The organism is Nocardia amamiensis (assembly GCF_015477605.1).
GTDB classification, from domain to species: domain Bacteria; phylum Actinomycetota; class Actinomycetes; order Mycobacteriales; family Mycobacteriaceae; genus Nocardia; species Nocardia amamiensis_A.
Window position 1 is genome coordinate 23,403 of sequence record NZ_JADLQX010000045.1, and the last position, 20,654, is coordinate 44,056.

Here is a 20,654-nt window from a genome sequence, read left to right on the forward strand (position 1 = left end):
GGCATCTACTTACCCCATGACATCTTCTCAACCTCCTAGAACCAACCGCGGTCCGCCGGCTTGGACAAAAAGACCAGCGCGATCCTGTCGTACGCGCTGGGGTGGCTCACCGGAATCATCTTCCTATTTGTCGGAAAGAACGATCCCGATGTGAAATTTCATGCCTCGCAATCGATCGTCTTCTTCGGGGCGGTCTCGGTGGTCAATATTGTTCTGAGCATCGTCGGCTCGCTACTCGGAGTCCTGGGGATCATCTTCAGCCTCGCCGGACTCGCGGTAGCGGTCTTCGCAGTCGTCGTCTGGATCATGGCCATGGTCCAGGCGAATAACACCGGCGGTGTACGCACAGAGCTTCCCATTGTCGGAAAATTCACTGCCCCATATGCCGATCAGCTGGCCAACTCGGTCAAGTAGCGGCACGTTCGAAGTCCCCGGCGGGATTTCGTAATCGCGGATGCTGTCGGCACCCCAGCCGGCGGCCAGATGCGACAGTCCGAAGACCAACGGCCCGAGGCTATCTCGGGCCGTTGGCGTCCGCGCGGTACGTCCGATAATGGCGATGTGCGAGCAATACCGGGCAACCTCCGGTGACAATGTCATCAGCCGCGCTGGTTGGCAACAGGATCTGGGGCGAAATGCAATCGATGGTGGTCCCGGCCGATGATGGGGCTTTGCTGCACGTCGGTGTCACGGGGCGTGGACCGGATGTCGTCGTCTTGTCCGGTGGACCAGGCTGCGTGCACTACCTCGAGCATGAGCGGTTGGCGCCTCGCGGGATGCGGTCCTGGTATCCCGAACCCCGGGGTGTCGGACGCTCCCAGGGCGGCCCGCACGACCTCGGCCAGGCAGTGGCCGATCTCGAGGCGGTGCGGCGCGCCGCAGGTGCCGACAGTTGGGTGGTGCTGGGCCATTCCTGGGGTTCGGATCTGGCGGTGCGCTACGCGCTGGACCATCCTGACCGTGTTCGATCCGTGGTCGGCGTCGCCGGGCACGGATTGCACAAAGACCGCACTTGGTCCCAGGCATACGAGTCCGCGCGGCATCTGGAAGCCGACCTCGGGATCCACTGGGAGCCAGGCGTTCACGCGGCACTGAACGAGTCGTTCGTGCAGTGGATCCACGAACCCGACCTGCTCCGGCGACTGGCCGACACCACCGTCCCCATGACATTCATCGCCGCGCAGCACGACATCCGCCCCTCATGGCCGCTGCGGCAACTCGCCACCCTGGTCCCACACGGCGAGTTCGACGAGCTGCCCGGCGTCGCCCACAACTTTTGGTCAACCGATCCACATCTATGGGTCGACGTCGTCACCGACACCTGTGTGGCACCGAGCGCAACCTCCGCGGCACCGCCGAGGTCTTAATCTCTGTGTCTCTTCGCAGGGAAGCCGCGTCCGCTCATGCCGCTGGTCGAAGCGGCCAGCACGGGGTGCCGGAAGATCGACGGGCAGAGCGCCGGACAGCCGCCTGGCAGTGCACGCTGATGCCAAGGAGCGGGCACCAGCTCACCGCTGTTGCGCTGAGCTCGGGCACGGTCGGCATCGGCGCATGGTACGAGTCAGCTCGTGATCGCCTCGTACGCGGCCAGCAGCACGCCGAGCGACCGGTCGTAGCCGCGGTTCCAGAGCATCTGGTTCGTCACATACGACACCGTCATTCGATGGTCGAAGTCGACGAGCACCAGCGAGCCGCCCCATCCACCCCACGAACACGTGCGGTTCTCCAACCGGTACCCCAGACCCCACCGGATCGGATAGTCCAGGATGCAGTCGGTGCCGCGGAACTGTTCGTCGAACACGCGCTCGCACCCGTCCGCTGACAGCAGCCGCACCCCGCCGACGGTGCCACCGCAGGCCAGCAGCGACTGCACAGCGGCGACCGAGCGGGCATTGCCGTGACCGTTCACGGCGGGGATCTCGGCGCGCCGCCAATGCACCGTGTTCGCGTCGGACACCCCGACCGTGAATCCCGGCGGTTTGTCCCCTTCGGGCGCGGGGAGCAGCGTGGCGACGCGCCGGTCGTGCTCGGCGGCGAGCCCGATATGGAAGTCGGCGCCCAGCGGCCCGGCCACCTCATCGGCGAAGAACGTGCCGACACTGCGCCCGGTCACCCGGGCGATGACCTCACCAACCAGGAACCCGAAGGTGACCGCGTGATATCCGCCCGCGGCGCCCGGTGCCCACCGCGGTGGCTGCGCGGCCAGCCGTGCAGTGACCATCGGCCACTCGTACAAGTCAGCGGCCGTCACCGGATCGTCCCAGACCGCCAGGCCCGCCGTATGACCCAGCAAATGCCGAACCCGCACATCCTGTTTTCCTGCGGCCGCGAACTCCGGCCAGTAGACCGCGACCGGCGCGTCCAGATCGATGTCGCCGCGATCGGCCAGGATCAGCGCACACAGCGCCACCATCGTCTTGGTCGTCGACCACACGGTGACGATGGTGTCGCGCTCCCACGCGACGGTGCCGGCGGCGTCGGCGTATCCGCCCCAGATATCGACCACCGGCGCACCGTCCACGAACACCGCCGCCGCCGCGCCGCCAGCGTCGGAGTCCAGCGAGGCCGCCAGCGCCTCGGCGACCGCGCCGAATCGGTCATCACACCAGCCTTCGATCTGCGCCACCGACGTAACCTAGCCGGACCACGAACATCCGAACCACCCATTTTCCGGCCGAATAGGTTGGCTACCGCAGCGTGCCGTGCTCACGGCCCTGAGTGCCTGTGACGCAACGGATGCAGACCCCATACGTCAGCCGATGTCTTCGGGAACCAGCCGCGGCGACGTCCACATCGGCGAGATCACCTGTGATCGCACGTATTTCCGGAAGCCGAGTTCATCGACGATGCGGATAGGCAATCTGCAGGTTTGCTCACTCGCCGCCAACGACCTTGTCCGACCATGGGACGCGGTCCTCCGCCACCTGTCGAGCGAGTCAGTCGACGTGCGACGGATTGGTTCGGCCTTATCGAATGGATCAGCGGAACAACCTGGCACTGTTGCGTGTTGTGCCTAGTGCCGCTACCGTAGGTGCGGTCTCCATCTTGTGGATGTAGGTGACAATTCCCTCCCACAAGACTCCACCTTCGCCACGACGGTCTCATATGCCGTGCACCGTGTTCGGAGTGGACGGATTCCAGCCACACATCACATCGGCGCGTGCAGCGAGCGTCATTCCAGCAGGCGGCATTCACGGCGACCCGCCGCGTCCACCAACGCATCCCAGGAGAAAAACCATGCAGAACAACACTATTCACCCACGAGACAACGCGACTGGAAAGAGTGCGACGACGTCGGTCACCGGCATTCTCGACTTCAACCACAACCACGCCTCACTGCACGTCGACGGCTATCTGCCCGGACCGCGAGACGCACATGTGCCGACGCGTTTGGTCCGCGAGCACGGACTCCGCCGCGGCGATACCCTCACCGGTGCAGTCGGACCCAAACGTGACGGCGTCGAACTCGCACCACTGGTCCGAGTCGACCGCATCAACGGCCTGCCACCTGGCAATGCCAGGCAGCGACCGCACTTCCCCGACTTGGTCCCGATCTATCCGCAGGACCGCCTGCGGCTGGAGACCGAGCCGCATGAGCTGACCACACGCGCCACTGACCTGCTCATGCCGATCGGCAAAGGCCAGCGCGCCTTGATCGTCGCACCGCCCAAGGCTGGCAAAACATCTGTGCTGCAATCCATTGCACACGGCATCGCCAAGAATCATCCCGAATGCCAGCTGATGCTGGTACTGGTCGGCGAACGCCCGGAAGAAGTGACCGACCTGTCCCGCGCGGTGCCGGCAGAGGTCGCCGCCGCGACCTTCGACCAGCCCGCCCACGAACACATCGCCCTCGCCGAATTGGCCATCGAACATGCCAAACGTCTCGTCGAAACGGGCCACGACGTGGTCGTTCTGCTGGACTCGCTGACCCGGCTTGCCCGCGCCTACAACCTGGCGGCCGCCGGGTCCGGCCGCATCCTCTCCGGTGGCGTCGACGCCGGCGCACTCGCGCCACCGAAGAAATTCCTCGGCGCCGCTCGCAATATCGAGAACGGCGGCTCGCTCACCATCATCGCCACGGCCCTGGTCGAGACCGGCTCACTCGCGGACACCCTGATCTTCGAGGAGTACAAGGGAACCGGAAACGCCGAACTGAAGCTCGATCGGCACCTCGCCGACCGCCGCCTGTTCCCCGCGATCGACATCAACCGATCGAGCACGCGCAAAGAGGAACTGCTGCTCTCCGCCGATGAGCTGACCGCCACTCGATCCCTGCGAAAGACCCTCTCGGGCCGCAACCCGCAGCAAGCGCTCGAGCTGCTGTTGACCGGCCTCGGACAAACCCGAACCAACCCCGAATTCCTGACCCAGATCCGCACCGCAGGCTGAGACGGTGCCCTGTTCGGCACGGCGGGACCAGCTCGCCCACCGCACGTACAAGTCGGCTCGGGCCGACCCACAACCAACGTCCAGCTCATCGCGGATGCAGTCATCCAGCCCGGTGGCGTGTCACGCCTCCAGTCCGGCCGCGGTCAGGGTGAGGTGCCGAGCCAGCGTTTCGGCCGCGACATCGGCGTCGCGGGCCAGTGCCGCCTCTTCCAGGCGCCGGTGTTCCTCGGAGAAGTCGCGGCCGGGGTTGCGGTGGGCCGACCAGCGGCGGGCCAGCTCGCTTGCGGTCCACAGTCGGTCGCAGGTCTCCAGTAGGACCGCGTTGCCGCAGCCCTCGAGCAGGGCGCGGTGGAAGAGCCGGTGGGCTTCGGACCATGCGTCGCTGTAGTACTCGCTCTCCTCGGGCACCCACGCCGGGGTACGGGCCAGACGGTGATGGGCGGCTCGTACACGGGCCTCCCAGTCGACGTCCCCACGCTGGATGGACATGCGCAGCAGGACCGGTTCGATGGTCCGGCGGGCCTCCGCGATTTCCTGCCAGCGGCGATCGGTGAAGGCTGGCACGGCAAAGCCGCGGTTGGGCAGCCGGTCGGCCAAGCCCTCGCCGACCACCCGCACGAGCGCCTCGCGGACGACGGCCAAGCTCACGCCGTGTTCCTTGGCGAGGTCTTGCGGTTTGAGGGCGTCGCCGGGGGCATAGCCCCCGCGCATGATCGCGTCCCGCAGGTGGGTGTAGACCTGCTCGGAGAGCATCTGCTTTCCCGACGAGGGCGAGATAGGAGCGGTCCGGATCATGACCGAAGCATAGACGATCGGAACAATAATCGATTATTCTCGTTATCATCGATTAATGGCGGTGATGTTCGAAGTCATGCCCCCTCCGCGGCGGCATCACCTGCAACCCTCACAGCACGGCCTGAAAGGAACGACGACGAGATGAGCGCCAACGACCCCTTCGCTCGCCTCCCCGAGGCGGCCTCCTTCACCGTCACCAGCACCACCGTCACCGACGGCGCCGCGTGGTCGCCAGAGCAGTTCTCCTCCGGCGTCCCTGGCGGGAAGGACGTGTCTCCACAGCTGTCCTGGAGCGGCGCGCCGGAAGGCACCAAGAGCTACGCCGTCACCGTCTACGATCCCGACGCCCCCACCGGGTCGGGGTTCTGGCACTGGGCGGTCGCCGACATCCCCGCCACCGTCACCGAACTGCCCGAAGGCGCTGGCGACGACACCGGCTCGGGCCTGCCCGAGGGCGCCTTCCAGCTGCCCAACGACGCCCGCGCAGCCCGCTTCCTCGGCGCCGCACCACCAGCCGGACACGGCCGGCACCGCTACTTCATCGTGGTGCACGCCTTGGACATCGAGTCCATCGGTGTCCCGGCCGACGCCACCCCGGCCGTTCTCGGCTTCACCATGGCCGGCCACACCCTCGGCCGCGCGGTCCTGACCGCCACGGCGGAAACGCCGCACGTGGGCGAGCACCCTGCGGGCGAGGGCATCGAACGGATCGAGGTCTCCCGGCTCATCCCCGCGTCCGCCAGCGCGATCTTCGCGGTGCTGACCGACCCGATGGGCCACGTCGACATCGACGCGTCCGGAATGCTGCTCGACGCCGAAGGCGAACCGGTCGAACGGCCCGGCGACCGGTTCCTGGTTCATATGGACCGGGAAGCCCTCGGGGATCTTCCGCTGGGTAAATACGACGTCGAGGTTGTCATCACCAAGCTCACCCCGGACAAGGAAATCGCCTGGACCGTCGAAGGACGGACCCGGCCTCATGTCCGCCACATCTACGGCTACCGGTTGGAACCGACCGCAAGCGGCACCCTCGTCACCTCGTATTACGACTGGTCGGAGATTGATGAGGAGTGGAAGAAGCGCCTTACCTTCCCGGTGGTTCCCGAGTCCGCACTCAAGGCGACCCTCGGGATCCTCGAGCGCACCGTCCGCCGGAGAGCCGCGGCCTGACCAGCCGCCGAGGTCGATTGGGGATTCACGTGCGGGCCCCGCTGCCGACTTCGCCTGCAAGCGCTCCACCCCGTCAAGCGTCGAAGCGGCGACGGGAGGCTTCGATGTGGCCCAGGTGTTCATGGGTCCAATCGCACATGCGGTGGACCGTCTCGCGAAGGGCTTGACCCGGCTCGGTGAGGGTGTAGTCGACTCGCGGCGGCACGGTGGGGTGCACGGTTCGCTCGACCAGCCCGTTGCGCTCGAGCATGCGCAGGTTCTGGGTGAGCATCTTGTGGCTGATGCCCTCGATTTCGTTCCGCAATTCGCCGAAGCGCAAGGTGCGTTCGCCCAAGGCCTCGATGATCAGGAGCGCCCACTTGTTGGCGACGTCGGAGAAGATTTCTCGCGCCAAAGAGTCCGCGCGTGTGAGGTCGGCTTCGTTGAGCGAGCCGCTGAACTGCTTGGTCACCATGTGGTTCCCCAGTCACTGAAAAGTGCGTTCTTCCATGTCATCGAACACTCTCCTACGGTTCCCGAGTAACCACAAGAGAGCGTCAGCGCGCTCTCGCGACAAAGGAGGCAGGCAATGGCCATCACCCTGGTGAACCCGCGCGGATTGCCGCAGATCGATGCGTACCGGCAGGTGTCGATCGCGACCGGGTCGAAGCTGGTCTTCGTCGCCGGCCAGGTTGCCTGGGATGCCGATGGCGTCACGGTCGGCGTGGGTGACCTCGCCGCTCAGGTCGAGCAGTGCTACCTCAACATCGCCACGGCCCTGGCCGAGGTCGGTGGTTCATTCGATGACGTGGCCAAGCTGACCGTCTACGTCGTCGACTGGAATCCCGGCAGAATGCCCCTGCTCCTCGAAGGAATCACTCGCGCGGCCGCGAAGCTGGGGGTCACCCCGGTACCGCCGGGCACGCTGCTGGGCGTTGCGGCCCTGGACATTCCCGAACATCTGGTCGAGATCGAAGCTACCGCGATCATCGACTGAACAATGTTCGTCGCGTCGAGCTTGCGCTCGGCTGCCCCGTCAATTGTCTTTCGAGCGGGTCAGTGGCATGCCGAAAGCGGCGAATAGCGTCGGTTCGAGAAAGACGGTGATGGCGGCGACCCCGTCCACGGCCGTGGTGATGACGTGTATCGAATGGGCTTCCAGGATGCCGTCTGCGCCCCGGCGGTATTCGGCGACAGCGGGTTGTCCGTTCGCAGCCGTCGGGATCAGCATGAGATCGCCCGGCTTGGTGAAGGCGCGCTTGGCAAGGAACCGAGTCACCGCGTCGCGTCCGGTGAACCACAATGGCACCGGCGGCATTTCGAGCCTGACGTCGGCCGCCAGTAGCTCGGTGAGGGCTGCGAGGTCGGCGTTCTCGAATGCCGCGCAGTAGCGGTCGAGCAGTTCGCGACGTTCGGCGTCTTCCGGTTCGGCCACGTTTTCGTCCGTTGGGGCGGCCTCGGCGAGATGGGCACGTGCCCGGTGCAAAGCGCTGTTGACCGCGGCGGGGGTGGTCTCCAGCAGTTCCGCCACTTCGGCGGCGCTGAACTGTGCGACGTCGCGCAGGATCAACACAGCCCGCTGACGCGCGGGCAGCTCCTGCATGGCCGTCACCACCGCCAGCCGGACGCTTTCCCTGGCGACAAGTACCGTTTCCGGTGTCAACGCGTCGGGCAGCGGCTGCATCCATCGGTAAGCACCGGCGTCGCCGTCGAGACCCGAATCGGGATCATCCGAGCCTGCGCCCAGCCCAGCCGGCAGTACCCGGCGAGCGCGGTTCTCCAGTGCGCGCAGGCACGCGGTCGTCGCGATGCGGTACAGCCAGGTACGCAGCGCCGCGCGTTCCTCGAACGCCGCATAGCCTCGCCAACCACGCAGGTAGGTCTCCTGGACCAGATCCTCGGCGTCATGCACCGAACCGAGCATCCGATAACAGTGCGCGATCAGTTCGGCACGGAACGGCGCCGCCTGCTCGATGAAATCCTCCTGGACCGGCACGGTCGTACTCCTAGGTCTCGACGTGGCGGGGATGGGCACCCCTACCAGTACAGATACGTCCGGCGGCGGAAATTCATCGGTCGGTTCGCCAGGGAAAGCGATCGGCTGGCGCCGCACCGATGAATCACGGCGGCGCGACGTATCTGAATTGGTGGGGCCTCGAGCACATCACCAACGAAAGCGAATACGACCGTGAACGAACTACTCGAGCCAAGCGGCCTCGAAGGCACGACCTCGATCGTGACCGGAGCCGGCCGCGGATTCGGCCGCGCCATCGCCAGGGCGCTGTCCGCTGCCGGTGCACATGTCGTCGGCGTCGCCCGGACCAGCGCGCAGCTCGACGCTGTGCGCGACGAACTCGGCGCTACCTTCACCGCGGTGGCCGCCGACGCCGCCGATCCCGCGACGGCCAGGCGACTCCTCGACGAGCATCGACCGCGCACGGTGGTCCTGTGCGCGGGAGCGACTCCGCAGATGAGCCCGTTGCAGGATCAGACGTGGGAGACCTTCAGCCGGAACTGGAATGTCGACGTAGCCCAGGCGTTCCACTGGATTCGCGAAGCGCTGCGGCGCCCGCTGGCACCGGGTAGCTCGGTGATCGCGATCTCCAGCGGCGCCGCGATCAACGGATCGCCGCTGAGCGGAGGCTACGCAGGGGCAAAGGCCACCGTCAGGCTCATCACGAGCTATGCCGCCGTCGAGTCGGAGCGGGCCGGGCTGGGGATCAGGTTCGTGTCCGTCCTCCCCCAGTTGACACCCGCCACCGACCTCGGGGCCGCGGCGGTGGCAGCCTACGCGCAGCGGCAAGGTGTCGATGTCGACACGTTCGTGCGCTCCATGGGACCTGCGCTTACCCCGGAGCAGGTGGGTAAATCGGTGCTCGGGATCGCGACTGCCGAACACCCGGTCCACCACGCGAACACGCTCACCTCCGCGGGCATATCACCGCTGGCCTGAGCGACCGAAACCGAAAGGATAGGACAGCACAATGCAGACACCGTCGATCGTCTCGGCACAAGAGTGGCAGGCAGCGTGGCAACAGCTGCTCGTGAAAGAGAAGGAGCTGACCCGCGCACGTGACGCGCTGGCCGCCTTGCGACGGCGGATGCCGTGGCAGGCCGTGGACAAGCAGTACGTGTTCGAGGGACCGGAGGGCAAGGCGAGCCTGCTCGACCTGTTCCAGGGCCGCCGTCAGCTGATCGTCTACCGTGCCTTCTTCGAGCCCGGCGTGCACGGCTGGCCCGACCATGCCTGCCGCGGATGCTCCATGATGGCCGATCATGTCCCCAACCTCGCCCACCTCGACGCCCGCGACACCAGACTCGTGTACGCCTCCCGCGCGCCGCAGGCGGACATCGAGCGTGTGAAGGCGCGCATGGGCTGGGAGATGCCGTGGTACACGATCACCGACGACTTCGACGCCGACTTCGGCGTGGACGAATGGCACGGCACGAACGCATTCATCCGCGACGGCGATCGCGTGTTCCGCACCTACTTCATCAACAACCGCGGCGACGAGGCACTGGGGACCACGTGGAGCTACCTCGACATGACGGCGCTGGGACGCCAGGAGCAGTGGGAGGACTCCCCAGAGGGCTACCCGCAGACCCCGCCCTACGAATGGTGGGACTGGCACGACGCATACGGCCAGCACACGCCGTCGCGGTGGTTCGGCGACCCGGAGCCGGACAACCCAGATGACCCGCGGCCGCCGCGAACCGACTCGAAGGGCGGCGCCGCCACATAATCGACGACACGGCCCTTCGGTTGGCGTTTTTCGAAGCAGTCGCTGTCACGACCACGTACTGCCCCGTGCAGGTCGTGACAGCGATACCGGCGACCCCTTCGACGGCGTCACCGAAGTCTGGTTTCCCTCGGAGCGAGCGCTGATCACAGCGCTCGCCACACCAGCAGGGATACAGGCCAACCAACGGCTCGCCGAAGACGAGAAGAACTTCATCGACCTGCCACGGTCCTCGTACTTCCTGACCGAAGAGCATGTGATGCTCGGCTAGACGATCGTGCCGATAGATGAACTGACGTCATCGTCGACAGGTGACGACAGCGGTTGCGAAGGGGTCGAGTGTCACGACTGGATCGGCGATCGGCGTCGCATGCAGACCTCGTGTTCCGATCTGCTCCAGGACGGATCCGGAATCGACGGCGATCGCTATCGGAAGGTCGGTCTTGTTGATCAACACGAGCTTTCGTTCACCGGCCGCGGTGACGAAGGCTTGCGCGTGCATCCGCGGGTCCGGGAATCCGGTGGTGGTGACGGCGAGCGAGTCTCCCGGGCGGAAGTGTCGCAGCAGTAGATCCAGTGCCTGGTATCGGGGGTTCGGTACGCCGGTTTCCCAGTCGATGAGCGATGTGCCGGGGATCATGCCGGGGTAGTCCATGAACTCGGCGATCCCGACCAGATCGATTCCCAATGCGACGAGTTCGGCCCACAGGTAGGACTGGACCGAGGCACTCAATGCCCAGTATTCGTCAGGAATCTCAGGGGTCGGATTCATCACATCCGGGGGGAAGGTACCGAGTTCGTTGATGAACGTTTTGGTGTTCGGGGCCAGTCTGCGCCGGATCGAGTCGATGAACCGCACCTGTTCCAGGAACGCGTCGGCTCGCGCGAAGAAGATGTCGCGCCAGTGCGCGGACGGCGCGTTGCCCTCCGGACCGAACGGGTTGACAATCTCCGGTGACGCGTAGAAGTGGTATGAGAATGCGTCGACCGGCACACCAGCCCGATGGTTGGCCGGATCCAGGAAATCCCAGTAGTACTCGGGTTCGCGGTGCATGTGGCTCAGCGACAGCCCGATGAACTTCATATCCGGGTCCAGCGGGCGGAGGCGCTCGACGATCGCGTCGTAGAGCCTGGTGTAGAGCTCCGGCGCGATCCGGTGCCCCAGATCCGGTTCGCACAGCACTTCCCAGTAGGCGAAGCGATAGTGATGGCCGGACTCGTGCCTGCGCCCCAGTTCGTCGGTGAACCCACCGGCGATATACCAGCTGGCGACCCGATAGAAATAGTCCGCGACCTCGGCAAGTGTCAAATCGCGGAATTCGGTGCCCTGCTCGTACTCCCAATGGATCTGATCGGGGTCCTCCGCTACGGCAACCGGTTCGTCGGTGCGGAACATCCAGGCCGGGATTGTCGCGAAGTTCGCGACGACTCGCCGACCACCCGCGGCGTCCATGAAGTCCTCGACCAGGGGATCGAGCAACTCGAAGTTCCACGACGTCTCGGTCGCAGTGGGCGCAGTCAGCTCCGCGACCGCGATACGCGGGTGGGAATACCAGGGCAGGAACCGAACGAGGTCGGCGTCGAGCGCGCGCAAGGCGTCGAATGCCTTGTCGTGGATTGGTGAACCGCGCCGCAGTGGGGGCGCGGTCCATAGGTGCGTGGTCAGGGTAGTGCGCGAGATGCCGGTGGTCGCAGTCCAGTCCACATGGACAGAACTAGGTGGGGCGCTTGTCATTTCGCTTTTCCTTTAGTTGTCGAAGGCGGGAATCCGAGTGCCGGCAACAGGGCTTCGTCGACGATGGCCGACCTGATGCGCTCGTCGGGCCACTGCCCGGTGTCGATGTGATGCTTGATCACCAACGCCTCACCGATGTCGCTCACAATCGGCGTGACCAGTGCGGCGTCGATTTCACCGAGCGCCGCGTAATGATCGAGAACCGTCCGGGTGAACCGTCCGCCGCGCAGGTCGAATACGTTGCGATACAACGACTCGACCAACTCCGGCCGCCGCTGCCGCTCGCTCAATATCGCGGCGGTCGCAGATCCGGTCGGGCCGGACAGCCACTCCGTCAATTGCTCGAGCGCCCGTAGCAGGTCACCGCGCAGATTGCCGCCCGCGGGGGACGGCACTTCGACGGGATACGCCTGCGCCAGCGCCTCGATCAGCAGTTCCTCAACCGTCGACCAGTGCCGATAGAGCGAGGTCTTGGCGACACCCGCCCGGCGTGCTACACCCTCCATCGCCAGTCGGCCGATGCCGGTCTCGGCCGCCTCCGCGATCACGGCCCCATGACAGTCGGCGCGTAATTGGAGCTGGGTGCGACGGCCTTTCTCCGGGTTGTTCAACGCGTTCACAGGGACAAATATAGCTACTACACCGTAGCTAATCAACCGTAGCTACAAGTTAGTAGCGACAGGCGCGACTTCCTGACCCATCGGTGGGGCCGCCCTCGTCGATCGGCCGGATTCGGCCATCCAGCCGCGCCTCGAGGTACGGCGGTCGCCGACCTCGCCTTCCTTCGACGGAGGGTCAGCGCCCTGGGAAGTGCGCCTCCCGATATCCCCCGAACCGAGCGTCCACCTGCTCGGCGGTCAGCCCGAAATGGTCGAGGGTGTAGCGGTGGGCCGGACGTGCGGCGCCCGAGGTGCTTTCGGCGTGCAGCGCGGTCATCGCGGCGGTCGCTTCCTCTGTCAGCGGCAGATCGAAATGACGATAGATCGACTCGACCGTGCCGATCGGGTCGGCGACGAACTCGCCGTAATCGACATCGCAGAACTGTGCCGCGTCGTGCCGCTTGCGGTCGGTGAGAAAACGTTCCGCGCCTCGCGCCCAGAGATCCAGTTGCGCCGCGCCGACCACCGGCCCGCGGAATTTCTCCGACCAGCCCGCGGACGCTTGTTCGTTGAGGCTGCACACCGACGCGATGATCGTGCGCGGGTCACGGTGCATTTGGATGATGAGCGCATCCGGATAGACCTCGAAAATGGCGTCCAGGGCGAACAGATGGCTGGGATTCTTGAGCACCCAGCGCTTTTCGGCGTCCGGCAGCCCGATCAGCTGGAGGTTGCGCCGGTGCCTGCGGTATGCGGTGGTCCAATCGCGGTCCCGCAGCCATTCGGAGTAGCGAGGCAGGTAGGCCAGGCACTCGTAGGACACCGACATGGCCGATTGCCGCAACAGCTGCCAGCACTCCTCGACCTGGTCGGCGGAAATGTGGTGCACGCCCATGAATTCCGGGTGCTCCACGTGGTGCTTCTCATAGGCCGCCGCGAGGCGCTGGTACACCGGGTTGCTCGCCCACGTCTCCCGCGGCGGGCGTGGCTGCGGCATCTCGGTCAGCCACATCTCCAGACCCTGGTGCGCCGGGTCGGCGTTGAGCAAGCGGTGCACCGCCGTCGTGCCCGAGCGCGGCAGCCCGGTGACGAAGATCGGCCGCTCGATCGCCACCTCCGCGTGTTCGGGAAAACGGTGCCAGGCCGCCTCGCTGAGCAGCCGGGCGATCAATGCGCCGCGCAGGAAAGCGCGATTGACCTTGTTGCCGAACGGGGTTAGCTCGGCGTCCTTGGCATAGGACTCGAGCAGCACCTCGAGCCCTTCGCGATAGTCGTCGGTACCGAAATCATCCAGCCCGACCACCTTGGTGGCCGAGGCGTGCAGATCGTCGATGGTCCCGACGTCGTCCCTACCGATCACGGTCATCTCCTAGTGGTGGTATTCGCCGCCGTTGACGTCCAGGCACGCGCCGGTTATCGCGCGCGACAGAGCGGACGCGAAGAACACGACCGCGTCGGCGATCTCGTCGGGTTCGGGTAGCTTGCGCAGGTCGATGGTCTTCGCGGTCTCGGCGTAGACCTCCTCGGCGGTGATCCCCCGCTGCTGCGCCAGGTAATTGAAGTACCACTTCAGGTTGTCAGCCCAGATATAGCCCGGCGCAACGGAATTCACCCGGATACCCCGCGGGCCGAGTTCGGTGGCCAAGCTCTGCGCCAGCGCGAGCAGGCTGGACTTCGCCATCTTGTACGGTCCGAAGGTGCGCCGCGAATGGCGCAGCACCGCCGAGTTGATCATCACCACCGAACCCTTGGTCTCGGTGAGCGCGGGCACGAAGAGCCTGGTCAGCCGCAGGGCAGCCAGCACGTTGGTCTCGAAGCCCGCCCGCACCTGGTCCAGGTCGACGTCGAGGAGGTCGACGATCGGCGGGATGGCGAAAGCATTGTTGACCAGCGTGTCGACCTTGCCGAACGCGCTGAGCGTGGTCTCGACCAGGTTCGACGCCGCGGCCTCGTCGTTGATATCCGTCGGCACGACCACGGCGCGCCTGCCGAGTTCGGTGATCTCTTTGGCCACCTCGGTCAGGCGGGACTCCGTCCGCGAGGCGAGCACCACGTCCGCGCCCGCCTTCGCGCTCTGCACGGCGATGGCGCGGCCCAGTCCAGGCCCGACACCCGAGACCACAACAACCTTGTCTTGCAACAACATCAGCCGAGCATCCTCTCCGCGACGGCCACCTGCCGCGCCGCGATCCGCTCGCGCCACTGCTCCGGCGTGACGCGCGCCCGGTCGTAGAAGGGCAGCCGTTCGGGCAGGTCAGCGACCGAAACGACCTCCACGGTCGGCCCGTCGTCGGGTTTCATATCCCTGGACAGCCGCTGCCAGCGGAACTGCAGATATCCCCGGGCGTGGCCGGTGCGTTCGATCCAGTTGGCCAGGCCGGGATCGCGCTCGCTGACCACCAGCCGGATCATCCCGTCCGGGTCCACGCGCGCCTGATCGGCGGTGAGGCTGGTCTGGTGGTTGATGTAGTCCAGCGACAGGTACCACATGCTGCCGAGCTGGAATCCCTGATACGGCGCGTCCGATTTCGGCACCGTGATGATCATGGCCTGGTCGTCGTCCAGGTCGTAGTGGCCGACCGAGGAGAACTGAGTGGTGAGCCCGCCGGGCGTCGAGCGCGGCTCCGTCAAGGTGTTCACCGGAAGGTTCAAATAGAACCACTCCGGGAAGGCGAGGAAGGTCTTCAGTCGCGACACCAGCATCTTGCCCGCCACGCCGTACCGCTTGGTCAGCACGTCCCTGGTCAGCGGCGGCGGAGCGTCGCCGATCCGGTCGACCCGCTGGATGCGGATCGTTCCCGCCGTCTCGCTCGACCAATCGCTGTAGACCTCGCGCACCACCAGCATCGCCGCGTCGGGGCTCAGGTGCACGTAGCCGGGGCGCGCCTCGGCCGGACCGAACCGGATCTCGTAGGACCCGTCCGCGCCGATCTCGAGCTCGCGGTCATCGAAAGCGGTGAGGCTGTCGGGCACGTCCACGGGCGAATAGTCGCCGTTGAGGACCTGGAAGCTCAGGTCGCAGGTGGTTCCGCGGGAGCCGGTCACCACGTATTCCGCCTCCGGCCGCAAGTAGGAGTGGAAGTAGAGGGTGTCCGGGTTGTCCAAGCCCATCTTGGTGTACGGCCCGGTGGACTGCACGAAGAACGGGAAGTCCCGCTCGTAGGCCCACGCCATCTGCAGCGACGCGCGGATGCTGCCCGCCAGATAGTCGTAGCCCTCCACGAGGTCCTGTTCGGTTCGGATGTGCGCGGCTCCGGTGATGATCTGCTCGGCGGCGGCGATGGCGTCCGCGAACGGCTGGGTCAGCAAGAGGCTCTCTCCAGTGTTCCAAATATGTACCACTCTGGTACATTTCGATACGAGAAAGATTAGAACGTGTTCTAGGAGTGGTCAATGGTCGGCCGTCGGTCCGCGCCCACCGCACGGGTGGTTCAGGTGCTGGATTTCTTCGTCGAGCAGCGCGGCAAACGCTTCGGGCTCTCCGAACTCGCCCGCGAGCTCGACTTGGCCAAGCCGACCTGCCTGGGCATCCTCACCGAACTGACCGCAGGCGGCTACCTGATGCGCGACGGGGACACCCGCACGTACGGACTCGGACCAGCGCTGATCGCCGCAGGCCGGGTGGCGCAGGACAGTTTCGCGATCTCCGCGCTGGCTCGCGTCGAGCTGGAGAAACTCACCGCGCGCTATCGCACGACCTGCACCGCGTCGGCCATTGTCGGCGAGCAGATCATGGTGCTGGAAAGCACCGGACCCGGCCTGGTCAAGGTGGGCGCGGCCTACCATTTCGCGCCGCCGGTCGGCCTGATGTACGTGCTGTGGGACACCGACGCCGCCTTCGACGCCTGGCTCGCCAAGCCGCCGGCGGTGCCGCTACGGCAGGACGAGGCGCGCCTGCGCCAGGTGGTCGCCGAGTGCCGCGAGCGCGGGTTCCTGGTGGAGAGCATGACCGCCGCGGGTCGGCGGCTGTACTCGCTCCTGGCCGGGGTCGCCGATCGCGATCTGCCTCCTGAACTGCGCGAACTGGTCGCCGAGCTGGTGACGAGTCTCGGTGAGCGGGTCTATCTGGGGTCGGATCTGCGGCCGCGCAAGGAGCACGCGGTCAGCCTGCTCGCCGCACCCACCTACGACGGCGACGGCAGGCAGAACATGGTGCTCACGATGTACGTCGGCGCCTCGATCACCGGCGCCGAGATCACCCGGCGCGGCGCGGCGCTGATTGCCGCCGCCGACGCGGTGACCGCCAGCTCCGGTGGTCGCAAACCATTGACCGATAACCGAAACGTGTTCTAGTTTTGCGATGTGAGCCAGTACGCGAAGTCGACGGCGAGCACCTACGAGCTGCCTCATCTGGACGCGCTCGAGGCCGAGTCGGCGCACATATTCCGTGAAGTGGCAGCGACATTCGAACGCCCGGTGTTGCTGTTCTCCGGCGGCAAGGATTCGGTGGTGATGCTGCACCTGGCGGCCAAGGCCTTCTGGCCCGCGCCGCTGCCGTTCCCGGTGCTGCATATCGACACCGGGCACAACTTCGACGAGGTGATCGCCTACCGCGATGCCACGGTGGCGCGCTTGGGGCTGCGCCTGGTGGTCGGGCGGGTCCAGGACGACATCAATGCGGGGCGCGTGGTCGAGGAGACGGGTCCGCGCGCCTCGCGCAATCGGTTGCAGACCACGACGTTGCTGCGCGCGATCCAGGAGGGATCTTTCGACGCCGTGTTCGGCGGCGCGCGCCGCGACGAGGAGAAGGCCCGCGCCAAGGAGCGGGTGTTCAGCTTCCGCGACGAGTACGGGCAGTGGGATCCGCGCAGGCAGCGCCCCGAGCTGTGGAACCTCTACAACGGCAGGCACCGGCCGGGCGAGCACATCCGGGTGTTTCCGCTGTCGAACTGGACCGAGCTGGACATCTGGAGCTACATCGCCGCCGAGGGCATCGAGCTGCCCGCGCTGTACTACGCGCACCGCAGGCCAGTTGTGCAACGCGACGGAATGTTGTTGGCGCACACCCGTTTCATCGAACTCCTCGACGGCGAGCAGCCCTACGAGGCCACCGTGCGATTCCGCACCGTCGGCGACGCCACCTGCACCGGCTGCGTCGAATCGACCGCGGTCACCCCGGCGCAAGTGGTGGCCGAAGTCGCCGCCGCGCGGGTCACCGAGCGCGGCGCCACCCGCGCCGACGACCGCATCTCCGAGGCAGGCATGGAAGACCGCAAACGCGAAGGCTACTTCTGATGACGACCACCACCTTGTTGCGCCTCGCGACCGCGGGCAGCGTCGACGACGGCAAGTCGACCCTGATCGGACGACTGCTGTTCGACTCCAAGACCCTCTTCACCGATCAGCTCGCCGCGGTGGAGCGCACCAGCCGCGACCGCGGCGACGACTACCCGAACCTGGCCCTGCTCACCGACGGCCTGCGCGCCGAACGGGAGCAGGGCATCACCATCGACGTGGCGCACCGCTATTTCGCCACGCCCAGAAGGAAATTCATCATCGCCGACACCCCAGGGCACGTGCAGTACACCCGCAATATGGTGACCGGCGCCTCCACCGCCGATTTGGCGTTGATCCTGGTGGACGCTCGTAAAGGCGTGGTGGAGCAGACCCGCCGCCACGCCTTCCTCGCCAGCCTGCTCGGCATCCCGCACCTGGTGCTGTGCGTGAACAAGATGGATCTGGTCGGCTGGTCCCAGGATCGGTTCGAGGAGATCCGCGAGGACTTCGCGCGGTTCGCCTCCAAACTCGACGTCTCCGACCTCACGTTCGTGCCGGTGTCGGCGCTGCACGGCGACAATATCGTGCACCGCGGCGCCAGCATGCCGTGGTACGAGGGCACTCCCCTGCTGCACCACCTCGAAGAGGTGCACATCGCATCGGACCGCAACCTGATCGACGCGCGGTTCCCCGTGCAGTACGTCACGCGCAGGCACGCGGAAGATTTTCGCGGCTACGCGGGCACGGTGGCAGGCGGGGTGTTCAAGCCGGGCGACGAAGTCGCGGTGCTGCCTTCCGGATTCACCACCACGGTCACCGCGATCTGGGGCCCGGGCGGCACACCGGTCGCGGAAGCCTTTCCGCCGCAAGCGGTCACCATCCAGTTCGCCGACGAGCTGGACATCTCCCGCGGCGACCTGATCTGCCGTCCCAACAACCGCCCACACGCGGGCCGTGATCTGGACGCGATGGTGTGCTGGTTCGCCGAGGACACTCAGCTCACCCCCGGCGCCACCTATACGATCCGGCACACCACCCGCGCCGCCACCGCCGAGGTCCGCTCCCTGGACTACCGGCTGGACGTCAACACGCTGCATCGCGACGAGGACGCGCAGTCGCTGTCGCTCAACGAGATCGGCCGCGTCCAGCTGCGCACCCGCCATCCCTTGCTGTTCGACCCGTATCGGCGCAACCGCGCCACCGGCAGCTTCATCCTGGTCGACGAAACCACCAACAACACCGTCGCTGCGGGCATGATCACCGGCCCGACCCTGCCGTCGGCCAGGGTGGTCTGGCATTCCACCGCGGTCGGGCGCGACGAGCGCGCCACCCGCGGCCTCACCGTCTGGTTGACCGGCCTGTCCGGCTCCGGAAAGTCCACCGTCGCGGTGGAACTGGAACGCCGGTTGGTGGCCGCGGGCCGCCCGGCATTCCTCCTCGACGGCGACAACCTGCGCCACGGGCTCAACTCCGACCTCGGATTCAGCGCGGCCGACCGCGTGGAGAACGTCCGCCGCGTCGGTGAGGTGGCCAGGCTGTTCGCCGAAGCGGGAGTGGTAGCGGTCGTTTCGCTGATCAGCCCGTACCGTGCCGACCGCGACCAGGTGCGGGCCATGCACGAGGCGGCAGGCATTCCGTTCCTCGAGGTGTTCGTCGACACGCCGCTCGCGGTCTGCGAAGCGCGCGACCCCAAGGGAATGTACGCCAAGGCACGAGCAGGCGAGATCCGCGGCTTCACCGGCATCGACGATCCCTATGAGGCGCCGGTGAACGCGGACATCGTCCTGCGACCCGACCACGGCGATCCCGCAGCGATGGCCGCGACCATCATCGCGCGACTGACCCGGATGGATTGAACTCGGCCTGGCCGGCCGACGATGGACGCACCCGCAACCAGACGAGCACAACAAAACGTTCGGCCGCGGCGCCGGACGACACGCGCTCGCTGACTACGGTGCGACTTCGCGAATCCGGCGAGACGACCCGCGCCGGTTGCAGCCGCGCGTGCGGAGCTCGCCGTCGCGCTCGGATATGCGCGGGCCTCCGTCCGGGGCGCATTCGCTTGCCGGTCAGCCGCACCCGCGGTCGTCCCGCAGCTGCCGCGCACCGGGGATCCGGTGCGCGGCAGTTCCACCCCGGATCAGCTCGTGAGGTCGTCGACCGATGCGGATTCGTTGCGGGACAGCGTGATTCCGAGATTTGCGGCAGTGCGATCGAGTTCGTCCTCATCGCCCCGGTGCAATTCGATGGCGGAGCCTGCGGAGAGGACCTCGACGTTGAGGCACAGCGACTGGAGTTCCTTGAGCAAGACCTTGAACGACTCCGGAATGCCCGGCTCCGGAATGTTCTCGCCCTTGACGATCGCCTCGTAGACCTTCACCCGACCGACCACGTCGTCGGACTTGATGGTCAGCAGCTCCTGCAGCGTGTACGCCGCACCGTAGGCCTGCATGGCCCAGCACTCCATCTCACCGAAACGCTGACCACCGAACTGCGCCTTACCACCCAGCGGCTGCTGGGTGATCATCGAGTACGGACCGGTCGAACGCGCGTGGATCTTGTCGTCGACCAAGTGGTGCAGCTTCAGGATGTACATGTAGCCGACCGCCACCGGGTACGGGAACGGTTCACCGGTGCGGCCGTCGAACAATGTCGCCTTACCGTCCGCCCCGACCATGACATCACCGTCGCGGTTGGGCAGCGTGGACGCCAGCAATCCGGCGAGTTCTTCCTCGCGGGCACCGTCGAAGACCGGTGTCGCGAGATCGGTATCCGGGCTCGCCGACAACAACTCCTCGGGCAATCGCTTCGCCCAGTCCGGACGGATACCGTCGGCGAGCTGAATATTCCAGCCTGCCTTGCCGACCCAGCCCAGGTGGGTCTCCAGGATCTGGCCGATGTTCATACGACGCGGCACACCATGGGTGTTCAGGATGATGTCGACCGGAGTGCCGTCCGGCAGGAACGGCATGTCCTCGGTCGGCAGGATCTTGCCGATCACACCCTTGTTCCCGTGCCGGCCGGCCA

At 66.3% G+C, this 20,654-nt stretch carries 18 protein-coding genes and 3 pseudogenes; 11 read left to right on the forward strand and 10 right to left on the reverse strand.

Annotated elements, in window-relative coordinates; translation table 11 throughout:
- Positions 1–60: 60 nt before the first annotated feature.
- Positions 61–414 (forward strand): DUF4870 domain-containing protein, encoded by a 354-nt coding sequence (locus IU459_RS33900; RefSeq protein WP_195133686.1) that lies wholly within the window; start codon positions 61–63, stop codon positions 412–414.
- A 221-nt stretch (positions 415–635) separates the two neighbouring features.
- Positions 636–1,367, forward strand: a complete 732-nt coding sequence (locus tag IU459_RS33905; RefSeq protein WP_195133687.1) for an alpha/beta fold hydrolase — start codon at positions 636–638, stop codon at positions 1,365–1,367.
- 194 nt (positions 1,368–1,561) lie between these two features.
- Here the strand turns inward: IU459_RS33905 and IU459_RS33910 are convergent, their stop codons facing one another.
- On the reverse strand, positions 1,562–2,626 hold the full coding sequence (locus tag IU459_RS33910; protein ID WP_195133688.1) for a serine hydrolase domain-containing protein: 1,065 nt from the start codon (positions 2,624–2,626) through the stop codon (positions 1,562–1,564).
- Between the two features lie 635 nt (positions 2,627–3,261).
- Here IU459_RS33910 and IU459_RS33915 point away from each other — a divergent pair.
- Positions 3,262–4,392 (forward strand): annotated as a pseudogene (locus IU459_RS33915) (transcription termination factor Rho, short form); the annotation flags it as partial.
- A gap of 120 nt (positions 4,393–4,512) precedes the next feature.
- On the opposite strand, the gene IU459_RS33920 reads toward IU459_RS33915, so the two are convergent.
- A complete protein-coding gene (locus IU459_RS33920) occupies positions 4,513–5,187 on the reverse strand; it encodes a GntR family transcriptional regulator (RefSeq protein WP_195133690.1) in 675 nt (224 codons plus the stop codon).
- Between the two features lie 141 nt (positions 5,188–5,328).
- Between IU459_RS33920 and IU459_RS38935 the strand changes: the two are divergent.
- Positions 5,329–5,856, forward strand: a pseudogene (locus IU459_RS38935) (YbhB/YbcL family Raf kinase inhibitor-like protein); the annotation flags it as partial.
- Between the two features lie 574 nt (positions 5,857–6,430).
- Here the strand turns inward: IU459_RS38935 and IU459_RS33930 are convergent.
- Complete coding sequence (locus IU459_RS33930) at positions 6,431–6,811, reverse strand: winged helix-turn-helix transcriptional regulator (protein WP_195133692.1); 381 nt, start codon at positions 6,809–6,811, stop codon at positions 6,431–6,433.
- 114 nt (positions 6,812–6,925) lie between these two features.
- On the opposite strand from IU459_RS33930, the gene IU459_RS33935 reads away from it, so the two are divergent.
- Positions 6,926–7,333, forward strand: a complete 408-nt coding sequence (locus IU459_RS33935) for a RidA family protein (RefSeq protein ID WP_195133693.1) — start codon at positions 6,926–6,928, stop codon at positions 7,331–7,333.
- Between the two features lie 39 nt (positions 7,334–7,372).
- Here IU459_RS33935 and IU459_RS33940 read toward each other — a convergent pair whose 3' ends face one another.
- Positions 7,373–8,332 carry an RNA polymerase subunit sigma-70 gene (locus IU459_RS33940; RefSeq protein ID WP_195133694.1) on the reverse strand — a complete coding sequence of 320 codons (960 nt, stop codon included), beginning with the start codon at positions 8,330–8,332 and terminating at the stop codon, positions 7,373–7,375.
- Between the two features lie 192 nt (positions 8,333–8,524).
- On the opposite strand from IU459_RS33940, the gene IU459_RS33945 reads away from it, so the two are divergent.
- The 3 genes from IU459_RS33945 to IU459_RS40220 are packed head-to-tail and all read left to right on the forward strand — an operon-like array spanning position 8,525 to position 10,347.
- Complete coding sequence (locus IU459_RS33945; protein WP_195133695.1) at positions 8,525–9,289, forward strand: SDR family NAD(P)-dependent oxidoreductase; 765 nt, start codon at positions 8,525–8,527, stop codon at positions 9,287–9,289.
- Between the two features lie 31 nt (positions 9,290–9,320).
- Entirely contained in the window at positions 9,321–10,079 is a 759-nt protein-coding gene (locus IU459_RS33950) for a DUF899 domain-containing protein (RefSeq protein ID WP_195133696.1), read from the forward strand.
- Positions 10,030–10,347 (forward strand): EthD domain-containing protein, encoded by a 318-nt coding sequence (locus tag IU459_RS40220; protein ID WP_195133697.1) that lies wholly within the window; start codon positions 10,030–10,032, stop codon positions 10,345–10,347. Before IU459_RS33950 ends, IU459_RS40220 begins: the two co-directional genes overlap by 50 nt.
- 27 nt (positions 10,348–10,374) lie before the next feature.
- Here the strand turns inward: IU459_RS40220 and IU459_RS33960 are convergent, their stop codons facing one another.
- The 5 genes from IU459_RS33960 to IU459_RS33980 all read right to left on the reverse strand — a co-directional run bounded on the left by IU459_RS33960 (position 10,375) and on the right by IU459_RS33980 (position 15,719).
- Positions 10,375–11,811: a hypothetical protein gene (locus IU459_RS33960; protein ID WP_195133698.1), complete on the reverse strand. Its 1,437-nt coding sequence runs from the start codon at positions 11,809–11,811 to the stop codon at positions 10,375–10,377.
- On the reverse strand, positions 11,808–12,431 hold the full coding sequence (locus IU459_RS33965) for a TetR/AcrR family transcriptional regulator (RefSeq protein ID WP_324199131.1): 624 nt from the start codon (positions 12,429–12,431) through the stop codon (positions 11,808–11,810). The genes IU459_RS33960 and IU459_RS33965 overlap by 4 nt, the downstream gene beginning before the upstream one ends.
- 175 nt (positions 12,432–12,606) lie before the next feature.
- On the reverse strand, positions 12,607–13,770 hold the full coding sequence (locus IU459_RS33970; RefSeq protein ID WP_324199132.1) for a sulfotransferase family protein: 1,164 nt from the start codon (positions 13,768–13,770) through the stop codon (positions 12,607–12,609).
- 9 nt (positions 13,771–13,779) lie between these two features.
- A complete protein-coding gene (locus tag IU459_RS33975) occupies positions 13,780–14,556 on the reverse strand; it encodes an SDR family oxidoreductase (protein ID WP_195133700.1) in 777 nt (258 codons plus the stop codon).
- Positions 14,556–15,719, reverse strand: coding sequence for a hypothetical protein (locus IU459_RS33980; RefSeq protein WP_195133701.1), 1,164 nt, complete (start codon positions 15,717–15,719; stop codon positions 14,556–14,558). The genes IU459_RS33975 and IU459_RS33980 overlap by 1 nt, the downstream gene beginning before the upstream one ends.
- A gap of 84 nt (positions 15,720–15,803) precedes the next feature.
- Here IU459_RS33980 and IU459_RS33985 point away from each other — a divergent pair, with 84 nt between their 5' ends.
- From IU459_RS33985 to cysC, 3 genes are read left to right on the forward strand one after another with little or no spacing between them, the layout of a single operon-like run.
- Positions 15,804–16,703: a helix-turn-helix domain-containing protein gene (locus IU459_RS33985; protein ID WP_195133702.1), complete on the forward strand. Its 900-nt coding sequence runs from the start codon at positions 15,804–15,806 to the stop codon at positions 16,701–16,703.
- 9 nt (positions 16,704–16,712) lie between these two features.
- Entirely contained in the window at positions 16,713–17,645 is a 933-nt protein-coding gene (gene cysD, locus IU459_RS33990) for a sulfate adenylyltransferase subunit CysD (protein WP_195133703.1), read from the forward strand.
- Positions 17,645–19,483: an adenylyl-sulfate kinase gene (cysC, locus tag IU459_RS33995; protein WP_195133704.1), complete on the forward strand. Its 1,839-nt coding sequence runs from the start codon at positions 17,645–17,647 to the stop codon at positions 19,481–19,483. Before cysD ends, cysC begins: the two co-directional genes overlap by 1 nt.
- Positions 19,484–19,767: 284 nt before the next feature.
- Here the strand turns inward: cysC and IU459_RS34000 are convergent.
- Positions 19,768–20,654, reverse strand: a pseudogene (locus IU459_RS34000) (DNA-directed RNA polymerase subunit beta); the annotation flags it as partial.